Origin of the sequence: Pseudomonas abietaniphila (assembly GCF_900100795.1) — a bacterium.
GTDB classification, from domain to species: Bacteria; Pseudomonadota; Gammaproteobacteria; order Pseudomonadales; family Pseudomonadaceae; genus Aquipseudomonas; species Aquipseudomonas abietaniphila.
In genome coordinates, this window is record NZ_FNCO01000012.1 from 107,374 (window position 1) to 123,376 (window position 16,003).

At 59.2% G+C, this 16,003-nt stretch carries 12 protein-coding genes; 7 read left to right on the forward strand and 5 right to left on the reverse strand.

Annotated elements, in window-relative coordinates; translation table 11 throughout:
* Window positions 1–37: 37 nt before the first annotated feature.
* On the reverse strand, window positions 38–1,510 hold the full coding sequence (locus BLS87_RS21945; protein ID WP_074755575.1) for an inorganic phosphate transporter: 1,473 nt from the start codon (window positions 1,508–1,510) through the stop codon (window positions 38–40).
* A 229-nt stretch (window positions 1,511–1,739) separates the two neighbouring features.
* Window positions 1,740–1,937, reverse strand: coding sequence for a hypothetical protein (locus tag BLS87_RS21950; protein ID WP_062383732.1), 198 nt, complete (start codon window positions 1,935–1,937; stop codon window positions 1,740–1,742).
* Window positions 1,938–2,773: 836 nt separating this feature from the next.
* Between BLS87_RS21950 and pcaR the strand changes: the two genes are divergently transcribed.
* The 6 genes from pcaR (at window position 2,774) to pcaD (ending at window position 8,956) form a co-directional block, all read left to right on the forward strand.
* On the forward strand, window positions 2,774–3,616 hold the full coding sequence (pcaR, locus tag BLS87_RS21955; RefSeq protein ID WP_074755577.1) for a pca regulon transcriptional regulator PcaR: 843 nt from the start codon (window positions 2,774–2,776) through the stop codon (window positions 3,614–3,616).
* 148 nt (window positions 3,617–3,764) lie between these two features.
* Window positions 3,765–4,622, forward strand: a complete 858-nt coding sequence (locus BLS87_RS21960) for a CoA transferase subunit A (RefSeq protein ID WP_074755579.1) — start codon at window positions 3,765–3,767, stop codon at window positions 4,620–4,622.
* Window positions 4,622–5,401, forward strand: coding sequence for a CoA-transferase subunit beta (locus BLS87_RS21965; protein ID WP_074755581.1), 780 nt, complete (start codon window positions 4,622–4,624; stop codon window positions 5,399–5,401). Before BLS87_RS21960 ends, BLS87_RS21965 begins: the two co-directional genes overlap by 1 nt.
* Window positions 5,398–6,600, forward strand: coding sequence for a 3-oxoadipyl-CoA thiolase (pcaF, locus tag BLS87_RS21970; RefSeq protein ID WP_208605186.1), 1,203 nt, complete (start codon window positions 5,398–5,400; stop codon window positions 6,598–6,600). The genes BLS87_RS21965 and pcaF overlap by 4 nt, the downstream gene beginning before the upstream one ends.
* A 191-nt stretch (window positions 6,601–6,791) precedes the next feature.
* The gene (locus tag BLS87_RS21975) at window positions 6,792–8,081 is read left to right on the forward strand and encodes an MFS family transporter (RefSeq protein WP_074755585.1); all 1,290 of its coding nucleotides are present in this window, start codon (window positions 6,792–6,794) and stop codon (window positions 8,079–8,081) included.
* An 86-nt stretch (window positions 8,082–8,167) separates the two neighbouring features.
* Complete coding sequence (gene pcaD / locus BLS87_RS21980; protein ID WP_074755587.1) at window positions 8,168–8,956, forward strand: 3-oxoadipate enol-lactonase; 789 nt, start codon at window positions 8,168–8,170, stop codon at window positions 8,954–8,956.
* Window positions 8,957–9,114: 158 nt separating this feature from the next.
* Here pcaD and BLS87_RS21985 read toward each other — a convergent pair whose 3' ends face one another.
* Genes BLS87_RS21985 through BLS87_RS21995 form a run of 3 tightly spaced genes read right to left on the reverse strand, consistent with a single transcriptional unit; the run spans window position 9,115 to window position 14,876 of the window.
* Window positions 9,115–10,581, reverse strand: coding sequence for an AdeC/AdeK/OprM family multidrug efflux complex outer membrane factor (locus BLS87_RS21985; RefSeq protein ID WP_074755589.1), 1,467 nt, complete (start codon window positions 10,579–10,581; stop codon window positions 9,115–9,117).
* On the reverse strand, window positions 10,578–13,712 hold the full coding sequence (locus BLS87_RS21990; protein ID WP_074755591.1) for an efflux RND transporter permease subunit: 3,135 nt from the start codon (window positions 13,710–13,712) through the stop codon (window positions 10,578–10,580). Before BLS87_RS21990 ends, BLS87_RS21985 begins: the two co-directional genes overlap by 4 nt.
* Before the next feature lie 3 nt (window positions 13,713–13,715).
* A complete protein-coding gene (locus tag BLS87_RS21995) occupies window positions 13,716–14,876 on the reverse strand; it encodes an efflux RND transporter periplasmic adaptor subunit (protein ID WP_074755593.1) in 1,161 nt (386 codons plus the stop codon).
* 253 nt (window positions 14,877–15,129) lie between these two features.
* Between BLS87_RS21995 and BLS87_RS22000 the strand changes: the two genes are divergently transcribed.
* Entirely contained in the window at window positions 15,130–15,792 is a 663-nt protein-coding gene (locus tag BLS87_RS22000) for a TetR family transcriptional regulator (protein ID WP_074755595.1), read from the forward strand.
* Window positions 15,793–16,003 lie beyond the last annotated feature (211 nt).

Sequence of the window (16,003 nt, forward strand, 5' to 3'; positions counted from 1 at the left end):
TCAATGAGTGGGCACCGTCAGTCTAAAGCGGCGGGTATCAAGCCAGTGCTTTGGACGCCAGCCAGAACAATCCAGCCGACAGTGCGACCGTAGCGGGCAGGGTCAGCACCCAGGCCAGCAGGATGTTGCGCACGGTGCCGCCTTGCAGGCCGCTCTTGTTCGCCACCATGGTCCCGGCCACACCGGAAGACAGGATATGCGTGGTTGATACCGGCAGGCTGAAGACGTTGGCCAGTGCGATAGCGCTGGCAGTGGTGATCTGTGCCGACATGCCTTGGGCGTACGTCATGCCTTGCTTGCCGATCTTCTCGCCAATGGTCAGCACCACACGTTTCCAGCCGACCATGGTGCCGATACCCAGCGCCAGGGCCACGGCGAAGATGACCCAGAACGGGGCGTACTCAGTGGTCGCGGTCAGGTCTTTGCGCAGTTTGTCCAGATCGGATTTCTCACGGGCATCCAGCGCTGGCAGTTTGCTGACTTTGCGCGCGGTGTCATCCAGGCACAGCAGGTAGCGACGAACTTCAATGCGATGCTCGGGCGCCAGGCTGTGATAGTCGGTCACGCCCTTGAGGTTGCTGAGCAGGGCATCGATGGTAGGTTCGGTCTGTTCCGGGTTGCAACTGAAGCGCTCGGGCAGGTCACCGCTTTTCGATTTGCCCAGGGCCAGGTACTCGCCGAGCGTCGCGTTGTTGCGCTGGTAAAACTGGCTCAGGTGCAACGTCGCGTCGCGGGTACGTTCGATCTGGTAGGTCGTGGTGCTCAAATCCAGTACGAACTGCGCAGGCACGATGCCGATCAGCACCAGCATGATCAGGCCGATGCCTTTCTGGCCGTCATTGGAGCCATGCACGAAACTGACCGCCATGGCCGATATCACCAGCACCAGACGGTTCCAGAACGGTGGATGCTTCTTGTCGTCGAGCTTGCGGCGTTGTTCCGGCGTCTTGTGCATCTTCGACAGCGGACGCCAGGTCTTGAGGCCGATCAGCACCAGCGCGGCGACGATGAAACCCATCAGCGGCGAGAATACGAGCGAGGCGCCGATATCGATCGCCTTCTGCCAGTTCACGCCTTCGCCCAACGGAATATGGTTGATCAGCGCGTTGGCCAGGCCCACACCCAGGATCGACCCGATCAGGGTGTGCGAGCTGGATGCCGGAATCCCGAAGTACCACGTCCCCAGGTTCCAGGTGATCGCCGCCGCCAGCAATGAGAACACCATCGCCAGTCCATGACCGGTATTGACGTTGATCAGCAACTCGACCGGCAGCAAGTGGACGATGGCGTACGCCACGCCGACACCGCCGAGCAGTACCCCGAGAAAGTTGAACACACCCGAGAAAAATACCGCCAGATGAGGCGGCATGGCCTTGGTGTAAATGACTGTCGCCACCGCGTTGGCGGTGTCATGAAAGCCGTTGATGAACTCGAAGGTGAGGACAAAAGCCAGGGCGAGCAGCAGGCTCACAATCACCCAGGCATCCAGTCCGCTGAATAAATCGATCATGGAAGGTTTTCTGACCCGGTATTAAGGGGGCGGGATTATGACAGAAAAAAAACTAATCGATAGGCAAGCCGCCAATTGGTAGCAACCTGCAACGAAATTTCTGTCGCTCCGCCCCGTTGACTTTCTGTAAGGAAGCAAAAAACGCAGTAGCGCGCTTCAACCTTAGCTGAAACCGGGTAGGGTGAATCGAGTATCTGGCCGTTGCCTCAGCACCGACAGTCGAACGGATTCAAGGCTCTTCTTTGAGCTCGTCTTCCATTTTCTGCAGTTCTTGCTTGAACGCCTGATCGAGCAAGCTGGCCCTTTTGCGCCAAGGCTTGCGTTCAGGTTCGGGTTGAGCGGCGTAGGTGGTGATTTCGCCACCGTAGACTTCCTTGTAACGTTGTTCCTGGCGCTCTAATTCTGCGCGCAGTTCATCTTTGGTCACGTTATTACCTGATTGTGTCGAGTTTGATTCTGGTGATAACGCAGTGCCTGGAAGTGTTGAAGCCGTTGACGGATCGACGAAAGATAAACGTGATCGATGAGTCAGGGGCGAATGTATTAAACACTTCTGCCACGTGCGGCTACGCGCACCAGAACGACAAAGCTGTCGTAGCAACATTCATTTTCGGGTTTGCCAGCGCTGCTGGCGAATCGACCAGGCTTCTGGCCTGTCTATCGCTGGGCAATGCACTCGGGTAGTGCATGCGGTGCGGAGATTGGATCCACGCCAGATCAGGCGGTGGACATCACCTCACGCCGTAGCGTTATAGCACGTCAATTACGGCGTACTATCTCCAAGAAGAACAAAAGAGTCAACTGTGGGGCGACCCCTTATTCAATAACCGAGGATAAATACTCTTTTCGTGTACGAAGGTTCCGAAGTTTGTGCGAGTAAAATTTACGACAGAACTTTGTTATTCAAATTGTGAACAGCTGAGACAGAATTCTGGCGACGTAATTCCATGCTGATTCGATTGAGCCGATCAATGTGAATGTATCGGGATTCATACACGGAAGATTTTTGCGGGGATTGAGGCAGAGACAAAAACGGCCTTGCGGTTAGCAAGGCCGTGCCTGGGACTTCTCAGTGGGTACCTGACCAGTATTTCCAAGAAGCCACATGGTGGCGTGTGAAAGGTATAAGCAACGGGACGGCGGGTCAATTGCGATTATCGGCCAGTGGTTCGATAATCGCCCCGATCACCCTTGATGTCTCCGAAAAAAGAGACGAGAGTGGCGCTATAGAAGGCCTGCGCGGCCACGACGAACGGTATCAAGATGAACGATCAACTGCGTAATTCCTTTGCCTCGCTGGCCCCACCCATCGTGGCGTCCCCGGCCAAGCGTATTCAGGCCCTCACAGGTGATCCGGATTTCATGACATCGCTGGCGCGTGGGCTGGCCGTGATTCAGGCGTTTCAGGAGCGCAAGCGACACCTGACCATTGCGCAGATCAGTCACCGCACCGAAATTCCCCGCGCGGCCGTGCGCCGCTGTCTGCACACACTGATCAAGCTTGGATACGCCACGACCGACGGCCGCACGTATTCATTACTGCCAAAGGTGCTGACCCTGGGCCACGCCTATCTGTCGTCCACACCGTTAGCGGTCTCTTCCCAGCCTTACCTGGACCGCATGAGCAATCAGTTGCATGAAGCCTGCAACATGGCCACGCTCGAGGGTGACGACATCCTTTATATAGCCCGTTCGGCGACCACCCAGCGGCTGATTTCCGTTGATCTGGCGGTGGGCGGTCGTTTGCCGGCGTATTGCACGTCCATGGGCAGGATTCTTCTGGCCGCACTGGACGACGTTTCGCTGCAGGAATACCTGGACCATGTGGACTTGCAGCCCAAAACCAGTCGCACCTTGCGCACGCCTGACGCGTTGCTTGAATGCCTGCAACAGGTTCGCCAGCAAGGCTGGTGCATTGTCGATCAGGAGCTGGAGCAGGGTTTGCGTTCGATCGCCGTCCCTGTGTATGACGCCTCGGGTCAGGTGTTGGCCGCGCTCAATGTCAGTACCAGCGCCGGGCGCGTGACGCGTAACGAACTGGAGCAGAAGTTTCTGCCGATCATGCTCGATGCCAGTCGCGATCTCAGTACCCAACTATTCACCTGAATTCAGGCGCTTCACTCTCTGTTCGATTATCGAACGGTTAGTCGATTATCGGATTGTTCAGCTCCACGCTCAGGCATAACCTGAATCTAAGCCCGGCACTGTTCGACGTGCCGCTCACCGATTGAGATTTTTGAACCTGGAGCACCCCATGGCTGAAATTCTTTCCCTGCACGATGCCGTGAAGCAATTCGTCAACGATGGCGACACCGTTGCGCTGGAAGGCTTCACCCATCTGATTCCTACGGCCGCCGGTCACGAAATCATTCGTCAGAAGAAGAAAGACCTGACGCTGGTTCGCATGACGCCGGACTTGATCTACGACCAGTTGATCGGTTCGGGCTGTGCGAAAAAGCTGATCTTTTCGTGGGGGGGCAACCCAGGTGTCGGCTCGTTGCACCGACTGCGCGATGCCGTTGAAAAACAGTGGCCGCAACCGCTGGAAATCGAAGAGCACAGCCACGCGGACTTGGCCAACGCTTACGTAGCGGGCGCATCGGGCTTACCGTTCGCGGTCCTGCGCGCTTACGCCGGTTCTGACCTGCCGAAGGTCAACCCGCTGATCAAGTCCGTGACCTGTCCGTTCACCGGCGAAGTGTTGGCCGCCGTGCCCGCAGTACGTCCTGACGTCACCGTGATCCACGCACAGAAAGCGGACCGCAAGGGCAACGTGCTGCTGTGGGGCATTCTCGGTGTACAGAAAGAAGCGGCGCTGTCTGCCAAACGCTGCATTGTCACCGTTGAGGAAATCGTCGATGACCTCAAGGCCCCGATGAATGCCTGCGTGCTGCCAACCTGGGCCCTTAGTGCGGTCTGCGTCGTACCGGGCGGGGCACACCCTTCTTACGCTCATGGTTACTACGAGCGCGACAACCGTTTCTATCAGGCGTGGGACGCGATCGGCCGTGACCGTGAGGCATTTACTGCATGGATCGACGAATACATCCACGGCACCCGTGACTTCAGTGAGTTCCAGAGCAAGCTGGCCCGCGCTTCGGAGGCAAAATAATGACCTACACCACCAGTGAAATGATGACCGTGGCCGCTGCCCGTCGCTTGAAAAACGGCTCTGTCTGCTTCGTCGGCATCGGGCTGCCTTCCAAGGCTGCTAACCTCGCGCGCCTGACCTCGTCACCGGACGTCGTGCTGATTTACGAATCCGGTCCGATCGGCGCCAAGCCGGATGTTCTGCCGCTGTCCATCGGTGACGGTGAACTGGCCGAAACCGCAGACACCGTGGTGTCCACCAGCGAAATCTTCCGCTACTGGCTGCAGGGCGGTCGCGTCGATGTGGGTTTCCTCGGTGCTGCTCAGGTCGACCGTTTCGGCAACATCAACACGACCGTGGTCGGTGATTACCACAACCCGAAAGTGCGCTTGCCGGGTGCCGGTGGCGCGCCGGAGATTGCGGGTTCGGCGAAGGAAGTGCTGATCATCCTCAAGCAATCTTCCCGTGCGTTCGTCAACAAGCTCGATTTCATGACCTCCGTCGGCCATGGCGAAGGCGGCGATTCTCGCAAACGCCTGGGTCTGCCGGGCGCAGGGCCCGTCGGCATCATCACTGACCTGTGCATCATGGAGCCGGAAGCAGGTACCCACGAGTTTGTCGTGACGACACTGCATCCGGGCGTGACCCGCGAACAGGTGATCGCCGCCACCGGTTGGGAACTGCGGTTTGCCGAAAACGTGGTGGTTTCCGAAGAACCAAGCGAATACGAGCTGAGCGCCTTGCGTGACCTTGAAGCGCGTACGGCTGCCGCCCATGGGCAGGCCCCGGGAGAAGCATGATGCGTGACGTCTTTATCTGCGATGCGATTCGCACCCCGATAGGCCGCTTCGGCGGCGCGTTGGCAACCGTCCGTGCGGACGATCTGGCCGCTCTGCCGATCAAAGCCCTGATGGAGCGCAATCCATCGGTGAACTGGAACGAGGTCGACGAAGTGTTCCTCGGCTGCGCCAATCAGGCGGGCGAAGACAACCGGAACGTCGCGCGCATGGCGGCACTGTTGGCCGGCTTGCCGGAGACCGTCCCCGGCGTCACCCTCAATCGCCTCTGCGCGTCGGGTCTGGACGCCGTGGGCACCGCTTTCCGCGCCATTGCCTGTGGCGAAATGGAGCTGGCGATTGCCGGCGGTGTCGAGTCGATGTCCCGTGCGCCATTCGTGATGGGCAAGGCTGACACGGCCTTCGGTCGCGGTCAGAAGCTGGAAGACACCACCTTGGGCTGGCGCTTCGTCAACCCGCAGATGAAAGACCAGTACGGCGTCGAAACCATGCCGCAGACCGGCGACAACGTCGCCGAGGACTTCAAGGTGTCCCGAGAAGACCAGGATGCGTTTGCGCTGCGCAGCCAGCAACGGACCGCCGCGGCTCAGGCTTCGGGCTTCTTCGCCGAAGAAATCGTGCCGGTGCGTATCGCTCACAAGAAGGGCGAAACCCTTGTCGACCAGGATGAGCACCCGCGTGCGGACACCAGCCTGGAAGGGCTGGCCAGACTGAAACCGGTCAACGGTGCGGGCAAGACGGTCACCGCAGGCAACGCAGCCGGTCTGAACGACGGCGCTGTTGCGCTGATCCTGGCGTCAGCCGAGGCGGTCAAAAAACACGGTCTGACCCCACGTGCCCGTGTTCTGGGCATGGCCAGCGCGGGCGTCTTGCCTCGCGTGATGGGCATCGGTCCGGTTCCGGCGGTGCGCAAGCTGGTGGAGCGTCTGGGCCTGGCCGTCTCGGATTTTGACGTGATCGAACTCAACGAGGCTTTCGCGAGCCAGGGCCTGGCGGTCATGCGTGAACTCGGCATCGCCGACGACTCGCCCAGGGTCAACCCGAACGGTGGGGCCATTTCCCTGGGCCACCCCTTGGGTATGAGCGGCGCGCGTCTGGTGCTGACCGCGTTGCATCAATTGGAGAAAACCGGCGGCAGCAAGGGATTGGTCACCATGTGCGTCGGCGTGGGACAGGGCCTGGCCCTGGCAATAGAACGATAAGCGACACCTGACGCGTCCAGCCACCCGAGCCATCGACTGCCTCCACGAACAGGCAACTCGATGGCTTGGGCGGTTGTCCTTGTGATGTCGAAGTGTTACTGCTTAAGTCCAAGTGTTGCAAACTATGTCGTAGACTGGCCGTTGGAACAGGCTCGAACGGGCTGGTACTTATAAAAACTGGGGAAACAATAATGACAACGACTCACTACACCGGAGAAGAAAGGAGCAAACGGATTTTTGCGATTGTGGGCGCCTCTTCAGGCAACCTCGTGGAATGGTTCGACTTCTATGTCTACGCCTTCTGTGCGATCTATTTCGCACCGGCGTTCTTCCCGTCTGACGATCCGACCGTGCAACTGCTCAATACGGCAGGCGTATTCGCGGCGGGCTTCCTGATGCGTCCTATCGGTGGCTGGCTGTTTGGCCGCGTCGCCGACAAGCATGGCCGCAAGAACTCGATGATGATTTCGGTTCTGATGATGTGCGCCGGCTCGCTGGTCATCGCCTGCTTGCCGACCTACGCCTCCATCGGTGCCTGGGCGCCCTTTCTGCTGCTGATTGCGCGCCTGTTCCAAGGGCTCTCGGTCGGTGGTGAATACGGCACCACTGCCACGTACATGAGTGAGGTCGCGCTGCGGGGGCAGCGTGGTTTCTTCGCGTCCTTCCAGTACGTGACGCTGATCGGCGGCCAATTGCTGGCGGTCCTGACCGTGGTCATCCTGCAGCAGTTTCTCAATGCCGATGAGTTGAAAGCCTACGGCTGGCGGATTCCATTCGTGGTCGGCGCCGTGGCTGCCGTCATCTCGCTGCTGCTGCGTCGCTCGTTGAAAGAGACCACTACCGCCGACGTGCGTCAGGACAAGGACGCGGGCAGCATCGCCGCGCTGTTCCGTGACCACAAAGCCGCGTTCATTACCGTGCTGGGTTACACCGCCGGCGGCTCGCTGATTTTCTACACCTTTACCACGTACATGCAGAAATACCTGGTGAACACCGTTCACATGGACCCCAAGGTCGCCAGCTACATCATGACCGGTGCGCTGTTCCTGTACATGTGCATGCAGCCGGTGTTTGGCGCATTGGCGGACAAGATCGGTCGTCGTGCGTCGATGTTGTGGTTCGGTGCGCTGGGCACGATCTGCACCGTGCCGTTGCTGGTGACCCTGAAAACCACCACCAGCCCGGTCCTGGCGTTCGTCCTGATCACGCTGGCACTGGCGATCGTCAGCTTCTACACCTCGATCAGCGGCCTGGTCAAAGCCGAAATGTTCCCGGTGCATGTCCGCGCGCTGGGTGTAGGCCTGGCGTACGCGGTTGCCAACGCCATCTTCGGCGGTTCGGCGGAGTTCGTGGCGCTGAGCTTCAAGAACATGGGCTCGGAAAACGTCTTCTACTGGTACGTGACGGCCATGATGGCGATTGCCTTCCTCTTCAGCCTGCGTCTGCCGAAGAAGCCGCACTACCTGCACGAAGACCACTGATTTATCCGCGCGCGCCTGCGAGCAGGCGCGCGTCATCCATACTCCTCAACGACTTTTTCGCAAGTGCTCGATAACAAGGAGCTGCTATGGCATTCGTACATCTTGAAGACGGTGAAATGTATTACGAGGTGGAGGGTCCCGCTGGCGCGCCGGTGCTGGTGCTCTCCAACTCGCTGGGCACAGACCTGCACATGTGGGACGCGCAGATCGAGGCATTCAAGAAGTCCTTCCGGGTAGTGCGTTATGACACCCGTGGCCATGGCAGGTCGCTTGTCACTCAGGGGCCTTACACGATCAAGCAGTTAGGGCGCGATGTGCTGGCGCTGCTCGATGCCCTGAAGGTCAAGCGCGCGCATTTCTGTGGTCTGTCGATGGGCGGGCTGATCGGTCAGTGGCTGGGCATCCACGCCAATGATCGTTTGCATAAGCTGATCCTGTGCAACACCGCCGCGAAGATCGGCGGACCTGAGATGTGGAAGCCTCGGATCGAGATGGTGAAGAAGGACGGCGACCAGGCGATGAAGGCGCTGGGCGCGGGGGCAGTTGGGCGCTGGTTCACGCCGGAGTTTGCCCGTGATCATGCGGATAAAGTCACGGCGGTGACCGACGTGCTGGCCAGCACCTCTCCACTGGGCTATGCCGCGTGCTGTGCAGCGGTGCGTGATGCGGATTTCCGTAAGCAGGTGAGTTCGATTACGGTGGATACGCTGATTATCTGCGGCAGTCATGATGCGGTGACGACGGTTGCCGATGGGCACTATTTGCACAATCACATCCAGGGTTCGCAGCTGTCTGATTACTACGCGGCGCATTTGTCGAGCGTTGAGTTGGAGGAGACGTTTACGTGGAGGGTGACGGAGTTTTTGTTGGGGTGAATCGGATTTAGCGTCGTGTGCAGATCCATTGTCTTGGGTGACGCTGGCAGTGGTTCTGCCGTTAGGCAGAACGATGAATCTCCGCACGAGCCATGCCTGGCGCACCCATAAAAAAACCCACCAAGCGGTGGGTTTCTCGTGAAGCATGAAGCGTCGAATCAGAACATCCGCATGGCCGGAACATCACCCGAAGTCGGCTGTTTCTGGCCGTTCTGGGTCTGTTCGTACCAACCGCCACCCAGCGCGCGGTACAGATTCACCTCACTGGACAACTGCGACAAACGATCCGTGATCAACGACTGCTGCGCACTGAACAACTGACGCTGGGCGTCGAGGAAGGTCAGGTTGCTGTCGATCCCGATGCGATAACGACGCTCAGCCAGACGGTAGTAGTCCTGGTTGGCCGCGACGAAGTCGTTCTGCGCCTTGAGCTGATCGGTGAAGGTCTTGCGTGCAGCCAGGCCGTCGGAGACTTCCTGGAACGCGGTCTGAATCGCCTTCTCGTAGTTGGCAACGCCGATGTCTTTCTGAATCTTCGAGTAATCCAGGCTCGCGCGCAGGCTACCCGCGTTGAAGATCGGCAGATTGATCGTCGGCGTGAACAGCCAGGTGCCCGAACCGCCTTTGAACAGGCCGCTCAGATCGCCGCTCGCCGTACCGGCACTGGCCGTCAGGCTGATGCTCGGGAAGAACGCGGCGCGCGCGGCACCGATGTTGGCGTTGGCGGCTTTCAGGCTGTGCTCGGCCTGGAGGATGTCCGGACGACGTTGCAGCAGTTCGGACGGCAGACCGGCCGGCATTTCATTGAGCATGTCAGCGCTCAACGGTTGCGGGGCCGGCAAGTTGGCTGGCAACCCGGTGCCCAGCAGCAGGACAAGGTTGTTCTCGTCCTGAGCGACCAGCCGTTGGTATTGAGCCAGCTTGACGCGGGCGCTTTCCACCGAGGTGCGCGACTGTGCCAGATCCAGGGCCGACGCCACGCCGACTTCGCTACTGCGCGAGGTCAGGCGCAGGCTTTCTTCAAAAGCACCCAGAGTGTCTTGCGTCAGCTTGAGCAATTCCTTGTCCGCCTGCCAGGTCAGGTAGGCGTTGGCGACGTTGGCCACCAGACTGATTTGCGTGCTGCGACGGGCTTCTTCGCTGGCGAAGTAGGTTTCGAGGGCTTGCTCGCTCAGGCTGCGCACGCGGCCGAACAGGTCCAGCTCATAGGAGCTGACACCCAGACCGACCGAATACTGACTGGTGATGCCGGCCTGGCCGGTTTGCGAAAGGTCCCCCGGTACGCGTTGACGCGTGCCGGTGGCTTCAGCGTTCACGGCCGGGTACAGGTCCGCACGCTGGATGCGGTACTGCGCGCGGTACGCGTCGATGTTCAGGGCCGCGACACGCAGGTCGCGGTTGTTCACCAGCGCCGTCTGAATCAACTGTTGCAGGGCTGGGTCATGGAAAAACTGACGCCAGCCTTGCTCGGCAGCGGCCTGGTTGGGCGCATCGGCCGGCGAATACGCCGGGCCTTGCGGGTACTGGGCGGCCACCGGTGCTGCAGGCTGCATGTAATCGGGGATCAACGAGCAGCCGCTAAGAATGAACGCGGTAACTGCCAGAGAGATCAGGGACTTGCTCATTGGCCAGCCTCATCGTGTGGGATGTGTTTCTGTTTGCTCTTGAACAGCGCGGATACCGAAACGAAGAACAGAGGTACCCAGAAGATCGCCAGGATCACGGCGGTGATCATACCGCCGATTACGCCAGTACCGATCGAATGTTGGCTGCCTGCACCTGCACCCGAGGAAATCGCCAGGGGCACTACGCCGAGGACGAACGCCATCGACGTCATGACGATCGGCCGCAGACGCATCCGGCATGCCTCAATGGTCGCTTCAACCAGACCTTTACCCTGCTCATGGAGTTCCTTGGCGAACTCGACGATCAGAATGGCGTTCTTCGCCGCCAGACCCACCGTTACCAGCAAGCCCACCTGGAAGAACACGTCGTTGGACAGGCCCCGCAGACTGGTTGCCATCAGTGCACCGATCACGCCCAGCGGGATCACCAGAATGACCGCGATTGGAATCGACCAGCTTTCGTACAGGGCCGCAAGGCAGAGGAAGACCACCAGAATCGACAGCGCATACAGTGCTGGCGCCTGAGAGCCGGACAGACGCTCCTCGTAAGACAGACCCGTCCACGAGATGCCGATGCCTGCAGGCAGTTTCTTGGCCAGTTGCTCGACCTCGGCCATCGCTTCACCGGTGCTGTAGCCCGGCGCCGGAGTACCCAGTACTTCCTCGGCCGGAACACCGTTATAGCGCGACAGTTTCGGCGAACCGAACACCCACTCGCCCGTGGCGAACGAGGCAAACGGCACCATCTCCCCTGCGGTGTTGCGCACGTACCATTTCTTCAGGTCTTCAGGCTTCATCCGCGCGTTGGGTTGACCCTGCACGTACACCTTTTTAACCCGGCCGCGGTCGATGAAGTCGTTGACGTAGTTACCGCCGAACGCCACCGAGAGTGTGGTGTTGATGTCCGACAGGCTGACACCCAGTGCCTGGGCACGTTCGTCATCGATGACCAACTGATACTGCGGCTCATCGTTCAGACCGTTGGGCCGCACGCCCGCCAGTATCTTGCTTTGTGCTGCCATGCCGAGCAGTTGGTTACGCGCTTCCATCAGTTTGGCGTGGCCCACGCCGCCCTGATCCTGGAGGTACACGTCGAAACCGGTGGCGTTACCCAGTTCCAGTACGGCAGGCGGTACGACGGCGAATGTCATCGCATCGCGGAAGCCGAAGAAGTGCTGCTGAGCACGCTTGGCAAGCTCGAACACGCTGTTGGACGCGTTACGGTCTTCCCACGGTTTGAGCATGATGAATGCCAGACCCGAGCTCTGGCCGCGACCCGCGAAGTTGAAGCCGTTGACCGTGAACACCGAGTTAACCGCACCGGACTCTTGCTCCAGCAGGTATTTGCGCATGTTGTCGATGACCACCTGGGTGCGTTCGGCTGTGGAGCCGGGCGGCGTCTGAACCTGGGCAAAAATAACGCCCTGGTCTTCTTCCGGCAGGAACGCGCTCGGGATGCGTGTGAACATCCAGACGGTGCCGCAGATGATCAGCAGGTAAACCAGATAGGCCGGGATCTTGTGCTTGATCATGTTCCCGACGCCGCGCTCGTAGCTCAGTACGCTGCGGTCGAACGTGCGGTTGAACCAGCCAAAGAATCCACGTTTCGGTTGACCGTGTTTTTCATGGTCAATGGGCTTGAGCATGGTCGAACACAAGGCAGGGGTGAAGATCAGCGCAACCAGTACCGACAGGGCCATGGCCGAGACGATGGTGATCGAGAACTGCCGATAGATCACACCGGTGGAGCCGCCGAAGAAGGCCATCGGCAGCAGTACCGCCGAGAGAACCAGGGCAATACCGACCAGTGCGCCCTGAATCTGCTCCATGGACTTGATGGTGGCTTCACGCGGAGACAGCTTGTCTTCCGCCATCACCCGTTCGACGTTTTCCACCACCACGATGGCATCGTCCACCAGCAAGCCGATGGCCAGAATCATGCCGAACATGGTCAGGGTGTTGATGGTAAAGCCCGCTGCCGCGAGGATGCCGAAGGTACCCAGCAATACCACTGGAACCGTCAGTGTCGTGATGACAGTTGCGCGGAAGTTCTGCAGGAACAGGTACATCACCAGGAAGACCAGCACGATCGCTTCACCGAGGGTATGAACAACCCCGGAGATCGATTCGGTCACCACCGGCGTGGTGTCGTATGGGTAGACGACTTTCATGCCTGGCGGGAAGAAGGGTTCCAGTTGTGAAATGGTCGCGCGGATCGCCTTGGCGGTGTCCAGTGCGTTCGCACCGGTTGCCAGCTTGATCGCAAGACCGGAAGCCGGTTTGCCGTTGAACTGCGCGTCGATGCTGTAGTTCTCGCCGCCCAGACCGACTGTGCCCACGTCCTTCACACGAACTTGCGAACCGTCCTGATTGACCTTGAGCAGGATGTTGCCGAACTGCTCGGCAGTTTGCAGACGGGTCTTGCCGATGATGGTCGCGTTCAGTTGCTGACCCTTGAGCGCAGGCAGGCCGCCGAGTTGGCCGGAGGAAACCTGTACGTTCTGGGCACTGATTGCGGTTTTCACATCGACGGGCGTCAGCTGAAAGTTATTCAGCTTGGCCGGGTCGAGCCAGATACGCATCGCATACTGCGCACCGAACACCTGGAAGTCGCCCACACCGGAGGTACGGGAGATCGGGTCCTGCATGTTCGAAACGATGTAGTTGGACAAGTCTTCCTTGGCCATGCTGCCGTCTTCGGACACCAGACCCACAACCATCAGGAAGTTTTTAACCGCCTTGGTGACACGGATACCTTGCTGTTGCACTTCTTGAGGCAGCAGTGGGGTCGCCAGGTTGAGCTTGTTCTGGACCTGAACCTGCGCGATGTCCGGGTTGGTGCCCTGGTTGAACGTCGCGGTGATGGTCATGCTGCCGTCGGAGTTACTTTCCGAGGCGACATAACGCAGGTTGTCGATACCGTTGAGCTGTTGCTCGATCACCTGAACCACGGTGTCCTGCACGGTCTGCGCGTTCGCACCCGGGTAGGTGACCTGAATCGCGATGGCCGGCGGAGCGATGGCGGGGTATTGGTTGATCGGCAGCTTGAGGATCGAGAGCGTCCCCACCAGCATGATCACGAGGGCAATCACCCACGCGAAAATGGGCCGGTCGATAAAAAATTTCGACATGAATTACTCCCCTTTACTGCCTGCGGCTGGATCAGTCGCCGGGGCAGGGGCCGGGTTGGCTGCCTTGACGTTGGTGGCTTCGGCGACTTTCACCTGGGCACCCGGTTTCACGTACTGCAGACCTTCAGTGATTACACGATCGCCAGCGTTCAAGCCTTTCTCGACGAGCCAGTCGCTGCCGATGGTGCGGTTGGCAACCAGCGTGCGGGTTTCAACCTTGTTGTCCTGGTTGACGATCAGCGCAGTCGGAGTGCCTTTAAGGTCTCGGGTAATGCCTTGCTGAGGCACCAGAATTGCGTTGGCTGCAACACCGGCCTGCAGGCGTGCATGAACGAACATGCCCGGCAGCAGCGTGTGGTCCGGGTTCTGGAACACTGCGCGCAGTGTCACCGAGCCTGTGGTCTGGTCAACCGACACTTCCGAGAACTCCAGCTTGCCGTCGACCGGATAAACGCTACCGTCTTCCAGCACGAGTTTGACCTTCGCCGCGTTGTCGCCTGCTTTTTGCAGCTGACCGCTTTCCAGTTCACGACGCAGTTTGAGCATGTCGACCGAAGACTGCGTGACGTCGACGTAGATTGGGTCAAGCTGCTGAATGGTTGCCATGGCGTCTGCCTGGGCACTGCTGACCAATGCGCCCTCGGTCACCGACGAACGACCGATACGGCCAGAGATCGGCGCATAGACCTTGGTGTAGCGCACATTGATTTCGGCTGTCTGTACGGCGGCCTGGGCTTCCCGCGCGGAGCCGACAGCGGTGTCGTATTCCTGACGGCTGACAGCTTGCTCGTTGATCAGCTGTTTATAGCGGCCGGCCAGCGAGTTGGCCGACTGGTAGGTCGCCTTGGCGCTGTCCAGGTTCGCTTGATAGATCGACGGATCGATCTGATACAGCTGCTGGCCTGCCTTGACGTCAGCACCTTCGGTGAACAGACGCTTGAGGATGATCCCATTGACCTGCGGACGCACTTCAGCGACCCGGAACGCAGTGGTCCGGCCCGGCAGTTCGGTGGTCAGGGTGTAGGCCTGTGTTTTCAGAGTGACGACGCCGACCTGAGGGGGCGGTGGTGCCGCGGCCGCTTCTTCCTTTTTACTGCATCCGCTGAGCAGCGATGCCAGGGCGACGGCAGTGACCAGTACGGTAACAGCTGGCTTGAATTGCATGAAGATCCTCGGGTCAGGAGCCTGAGCTCATGAGAAGTGGAAAGGGCGTAAAAAGTCTTCCGGCTGGATAAGTAGCAAGCTAATGAATATACTTACGTTCACGGTTGTTTGTAAACACCCATAGCTGCGACACACGAACGCAGTGAGGGCATCGATTGTAGGTCCGGGACAAGGCATTACAAAGGCCGTCCGGCATGCTGTTCAGGCCACTCGACCGGAGAGCCTGACGCATTTTCATTGAGGTTTTACTGCCATGGTCCGACGCACGAAAGAAGAAGCTCAGGAAACCCGCAGGCAGATTCTTGAAGCTGCCGAACAGGCATTTTTCGAGCGTGGCGTGTCGCGCACGACCCTGGCGGACATCGCAGCCCTGGCGGGGGTGACCCGCGGCGCGATCTACTGGCACTTCAGCAACAAGGCCGATCTGGTGCAGGCGATGCTGGACAGCCTGCATGAGCCGCTGGAGGAAATGGCCCGAGCCAGTGAAAGTGCGGATGAACTGGATCCGCTGGGCTGGACGCGGAAGCTCCTGGTTCATTTGTTTCAGCAAGTTGCAATGGACCCGAAAACCCGCCGCATCAATGAAATTCTGTTTCATAAATTTGAATTCACCGATGAAATGTGTGACATGCGGCGTCAGCGTCAATTCGTCTGGCTCGATGCCAATGAGCGTATCGCTCTGGCGTTGAGCAACGCGTCTCGCCAAGGGCAGCTGCCCGCCACTCTGAACCCTCATCGAGGGGCCATCTGTCTGCATGCGTATATACACGGCATTCTCGGCCAGTGGTTACTGGTGCCCGACAGCTTTCCGCTGTTCCAGGACGCTGAACGCCTGGTTGATACCGTTCTGGATATGCTCCGTTACAGCCCCGCCTTGCGCGACCCTTCCACAGGGTCTGGCGATCCCCGCGTTTGAAGCACTTTCTCTCTGTGCGCAATATGCACTGTCTGCTCTCTCGGGGCTGAAAGCCACACGAATCGCGCTCTTCAGAGCACGGACTATAACCGTGTGGCGCTTAGCCTGCATCTATACATACGTTCAAGCGGATTGAACAGACGGTTTACCCAGGCTTTACCTAAATCCCCGGGCGCATTCAGCAACGCGACAGGCTGTCGATTCTGGCGCC

What these genes read in the sequence shown, in the direction of transcription:
- BLS87_RS21945 (WP_074755575.1), bottom strand. Translation starts at nt 1,510, where the DNA reads ATGATCGATTTATTCAGCGGACTGGATGCCTGGGTGATTGTGAGCCTG.
- pcaR (WP_074755577.1), top strand. Translation starts at nt 2,774, where the DNA reads ATGAACGATCAACTGCGTAATTCCTTTGCCTCGCTGGCCCCACCCATC.
- BLS87_RS21960 (WP_074755579.1), top strand. Translation starts at nt 3,765, where the DNA reads ATGGCTGAAATTCTTTCCCTGCACGATGCCGTGAAGCAATTCGTCAAC.
- BLS87_RS21965 (WP_074755581.1), top strand. Translation starts at nt 4,622, where the DNA reads ATGACCTACACCACCAGTGAAATGATGACCGTGGCCGCTGCCCGTCGC.
- pcaF (WP_208605186.1), top strand. Translation starts at nt 5,398, where the DNA reads ATGATGCGTGACGTCTTTATCTGCGATGCGATTCGCACCCCGATAGGC.
- BLS87_RS21975 (WP_074755585.1), top strand. Translation starts at nt 6,792, where the DNA reads ATGACAACGACTCACTACACCGGAGAAGAAAGGAGCAAACGGATTTTT.
- pcaD (WP_074755587.1), top strand. Translation starts at nt 8,168, where the DNA reads ATGGCATTCGTACATCTTGAAGACGGTGAAATGTATTACGAGGTGGAG.
- BLS87_RS21985 (WP_074755589.1), bottom strand. Translation starts at nt 10,581, where the DNA reads ATGAGCAAGTCCCTGATCTCTCTGGCAGTTACCGCGTTCATTCTTAGC.
- BLS87_RS21990 (WP_074755591.1), bottom strand. Translation starts at nt 13,712, where the DNA reads ATGTCGAAATTTTTTATCGACCGGCCCATTTTCGCGTGGGTGATTGCC.
- BLS87_RS21995 (WP_074755593.1), bottom strand. Translation starts at nt 14,876, where the DNA reads ATGCAATTCAAGCCAGCTGTTACCGTACTGGTCACTGCCGTCGCCCTG.
- BLS87_RS22000 (WP_074755595.1), top strand. Translation starts at nt 15,130, where the DNA reads ATGGTCCGACGCACGAAAGAAGAAGCTCAGGAAACCCGCAGGCAGATT.